Annotated in this window: 4 protein-coding genes and 1 pseudogene; 3 read left to right on the top strand and 2 right to left on the bottom strand. The window is 46.1% G+C overall.

The genetic code is table 11. The features are described from left to right. The coding region (gene uvrB, locus Q0340_RS08805) for an excinuclease ABC subunit UvrB (RefSeq protein WP_298083011.1) at nucleotides 1-1,787 on the bottom strand (1,787 nt) is incomplete at its 3' end. A 69-nt stretch (nucleotides 1,788-1,856) separates the two neighbouring features. On the opposite strand from uvrB, the gene Q0340_RS08800 reads away from it, so the two are divergent. Genes Q0340_RS08800 through Q0340_RS08790 form a run of 3 tightly spaced genes read left to right on the top strand, consistent with a single transcriptional unit; the run spans nucleotide 1,857 to nucleotide 2,814 of the window. Beyond that, nucleotides 1,857-2,117 carry a hypothetical protein gene (locus Q0340_RS08800; protein WP_177388007.1) on the top strand — a complete coding sequence of 87 codons (261 nt, stop codon included), beginning with the start codon at nucleotides 1,857-1,859 and terminating at the stop codon, nucleotides 2,115-2,117. Further along, a complete protein-coding gene (locus tag Q0340_RS08795; protein ID WP_005871317.1) occupies nucleotides 2,114-2,350 on the top strand; it encodes a hypothetical protein in 237 nt (78 codons plus the stop codon). Before Q0340_RS08800 ends, Q0340_RS08795 begins: the two co-directional genes overlap by 4 nt. Further along, entirely contained in the window at nucleotides 2,347-2,814 is a 468-nt protein-coding gene (locus Q0340_RS08790; protein ID WP_298083010.1) for a hypothetical protein, read from the top strand. The genes Q0340_RS08795 and Q0340_RS08790 overlap by 4 nt, the downstream gene beginning before the upstream one ends. A gap of 476 nt (nucleotides 2,815-3,290) precedes the next feature. Here Q0340_RS08790 and Q0340_RS08785 read toward each other — a convergent pair. Next, nucleotides 3,291-3,674: pseudogene (locus Q0340_RS08785) on the bottom strand (alpha/beta hydrolase); the annotation flags it as partial.

Here is a 3,674-nt window from a genome sequence, read left to right as displayed (position 1 = left end):
TCGATATTGCGGCTCGCAGAATGCGGGGTTATGCCGTGGGCGCGGTTGTATTCATCTTGAAATTTGCGACGTTTTTGGGTGATGTCGATCGCCTCTTGCATCGAAGCGGTGATCTTTTTGCAAAACATCACGACCTGCCCGTGCACGTTTCGCGCGGCTCGCCCCATCGTCTGAATGAGGCTCGTGCGCGAACGCAAAAAGCCCTCCTTATCGGCATCCATGATCGCGATAAGGCTTACTTCGGGCAGATCGAGCCCCTCGCGGAGCAGATTTATACCGATTAGCATATCGTATTCGCCGCTGCGAAGACCGCGGATGAGCTCGTTGCGCTCGATCGCATCGATGTCCGAGTGCATATATTTGACCTTAAGCCCAAGCTCCAGATAGTATTTGCTCAGCTCCTCCGCCATCTTTTTGGTTAGCACGGTTACTAAGATCCGCTCGCCGCGCGCGATAACCTCCTTTGCCATATCGTGTAAAATTTCGACCTGATTGTCGCTGTCTTTTAAGATAATCTGCGGATCGAGTAGTCCCGTCGGGCGCAGTATCTGCTCATATACGGCTCCGCGGCTAAGATCCAGCTCGTAATCATTGGGCGTTGCAGAGACGAATAGGAATTTAGCCTTTTTATTGATAAACTCATCAAACATCAGCGGGCGGTTATCAAGTGCTGATGGCAGACGGAAGCCATATTCTACGAGCGTTTCTTTGCGGCTGCGATCTCCTGCGAACATCCCGCGAAACTGCGGCAGGCTCACGTGGCTTTCATCGACGATAACGAGGTAGTCCTTGCCCTTGCTCTCGTAGTAATCAAAGAGCGAATAGGGCGTCTCGCCCGGCTTTTGACCGGTCAGATAGCGCGCGTAGTTTTCGATCCCCTTGCACATCCCCGTAGCGCCCAGCATCTCAAGGTCAAATTCTACTCGCCCTTTCAGCCGCTGCGCCTCGACGAGCTTGCCCGCGTCCTCGAAAAATTTCAGCCTCTGCTCAAGCTCCTCCTCGATCCCTTTGATCGTTGATTTCAGGCGCTGCTCGCCCACGATGAACTGGCTCGTCGGGTAGAGAATAAATTTTTTGACGCTCTGCGTCTTTTTATTTTCGAGCACGTCCAGATGATACATCGCCTCTATCTCGTCGCCGAAAAACTCGACCCTAAATGCCTCGTCGTTAAAATACGCGGGGTAGATGTCGATCACGTCGCCGTTTACGCGAAAATTCCCGCGATCAAAAAAATCGTCGTTGCGCTTGTAACCCATATCGACGAGCTTGCGAAGCAAAAATTTAGTGCTAAATTTTGATCCGATCTCAAAAAACAGCACCATGCCTTTGTATTCGGCGGGATCGCCCAGGCCGTAGTTTGCCGAAACCGACGCTACTGTGATGACGTCGTCGAAGCTTAGCAGGCTTGCCGTGGCGCTTAGCCGCAAGCGCTCGAGCTCTTGGTTTACGTCGCTGTCCTTTTCGATGAAAAGATCCTGCCTGGGGATGTAGGCCTCGGGCTGATAATAATCGTAGTAGCTGATGAAATACTCGACGTGATTTTGCGGGAAAAAGCCCTTAAATTCGCTATAAAGCTGCGCCGCGAGAGATTTGTTATGCGTCATTACGAGCGCGGGAATTCCGAGGCGCTTGATGATATTTGCCATGGTAAATGTTTTACCCGAGCCGGTAACGCCGAGAAGAGTTTGGTATTTGTTGCCGCTTTGAAAGCCCGCGACGATGCCTTCGATCGCTTTTTCTTGATCCTCGCTCGGAGAGAATTTGCTCTCGATTTTAAAATTTTGCAAAATTTTTCCTTTTTTAAAGCCAAAATTGGGTAATATTTTCATTTAAATTATATCAGAAAAGGCGAAATAATGGAATCAATCTTTGACGAAGAGAAAAAGGTCGAGGGCTTAAGCAATAAAGTAGCTGAGCTGATTAGACGCTATAGCGAAGCTAGAGACGAAAACGAAAAACTACGCACAGAGCTAGCGACGGTCAAGGCGCAAAACGAGGCTTTGGGAATGCAGCTTGGCACGCTAGAAAACGATCTGGCATATCGCAAGATGAGCGATGAGGATCTAAGCAAGCAGATCGACGATATTTTGGCAGGCGATAATTTAGGCGAGAAATGAAAGAAATTTCGGTTCAGCTGACGAGTAAGTCTTTGACGAAAAAATACGCGATAAGCCTGGATGATGACTTTGCGAAGGTCTTCGGCAGGGACTGGCGGATTTTAACTCGCGGCAGCGATCATCTGGATGCGGGCGAACTGCTTGAAGCCTATATCCAAAAAAGCTATGAAAATTTTATGCTTAATAAAAAAATAGATGCCTTGGTAAAGGACATCGACGAAGGAGTAAAATGATGAAAATGAGAAAAGGTGCGGCAGTAGGCGGCGGCGTAAGTGGGATAATATTTTTAGCTATTATAATCTTCGTGATAGTAAAAATAATATATCCTAAATTAAGCGGTGCTAAGGATGAGGTTTTAGTAAAAGCCTACGCAGTTGAGCTTGAAGGTGTATTTAAGGATATACAAAGAGATTACCTCAATCAAGGTGAATTTAGAATGCTTAAAAGTATGACGGGCTCCAGACAGTTTAGTGATAGCGATCTGGCACGTAGCTTAGCAGTCAATCAAAGCTTTACCTATGGCGTAGGACCGAAACTCAAAAACGATATGATCTTTTGCGCGACGATCACCTTGCGTCAAGATAGTGATGGCTATTTCTTCACAACCGAAAACATCAACCGCAACAGGGAGCGCTGCGAAGCATTTCATAAAGATACGACTTATATGAAGCTAAACGGCTTTAGGATAGGCAAATAATTTTTAAAATTTAATCGCGCTACTGCTATGGATTCGTAAAGCGTACGCGCGACATAAGCGCGATAGTGCTAGTGAAGTGCGATAAGCCGTACATCGGCTCGCACCTCATGCCAAAAATATGCTAATATTTCAAGAATTCATCTTTATAGGTATTTTTTAAAATTTAGCTTTAAAATCGGCATTTTTGCATTTGTATTGACAGCCTATCGGTTAAATTCTAATCATATTTTAGTTTCTAATTTATATCGGTCATGATTTATGCTATTGCGGTTAAATTTATGAGATGGGTGCTTTGAAGCTATGCCCCTCGCACGACGGCGATGCGAGCTGAGATTTACGAAAAGCGCCTTATAAAACAAGCGTATTAAAGCAAAATATCAAGATCATCTTAAATTTATGAAATTTGTACCCCGAAAACGCGCGGAATTTTATCGGCGCGGGCTTGGGCGCGAGTTTTAAAAGTCTTTCATAGAATTTTATCGCCGATTCTCAACCGCCGATTTGATCCATCTGTGTAAGTAATCTAGCTGCTGCGGCGTATGGAACCAATGCTCGCCGTTTTTCATAACGCTTAAGTCGCAGTCGAACTTCTGCGCAAAATTTTTAGCGATGTAAAGAGGCGTCATATCGTCGTTTTCTGCGTATAGAATTCTACTGGGCGTTTCCCACTTAGTGATCGGATTGTTCAAAACAAAACTCCAATATTCCCAAAAAAGCGGTTGCCCAGCAGGAGTCAAAATCATCCGCTCTTGCTTCAATCGCTCCTCGCTGACGCCAGCCCTACGCATAATATTCGAAATAACGTATTTCATATCAAGTATCGGCGAGACGAAGAGGCAGTCGCTAAGCTTTTCGTCGCG

The sequence above is a fragment of the uncultured Campylobacter sp. genome, from assembly GCF_938045595.1.
Classification (GTDB): Bacteria; Campylobacterota; Campylobacteria; order Campylobacterales; family Campylobacteraceae; genus Campylobacter_B.
The sequence above is the reverse complement of the archived record's forward strand: the minus strand, read 5'-3'. Positions and strand labels throughout refer to the sequence as shown.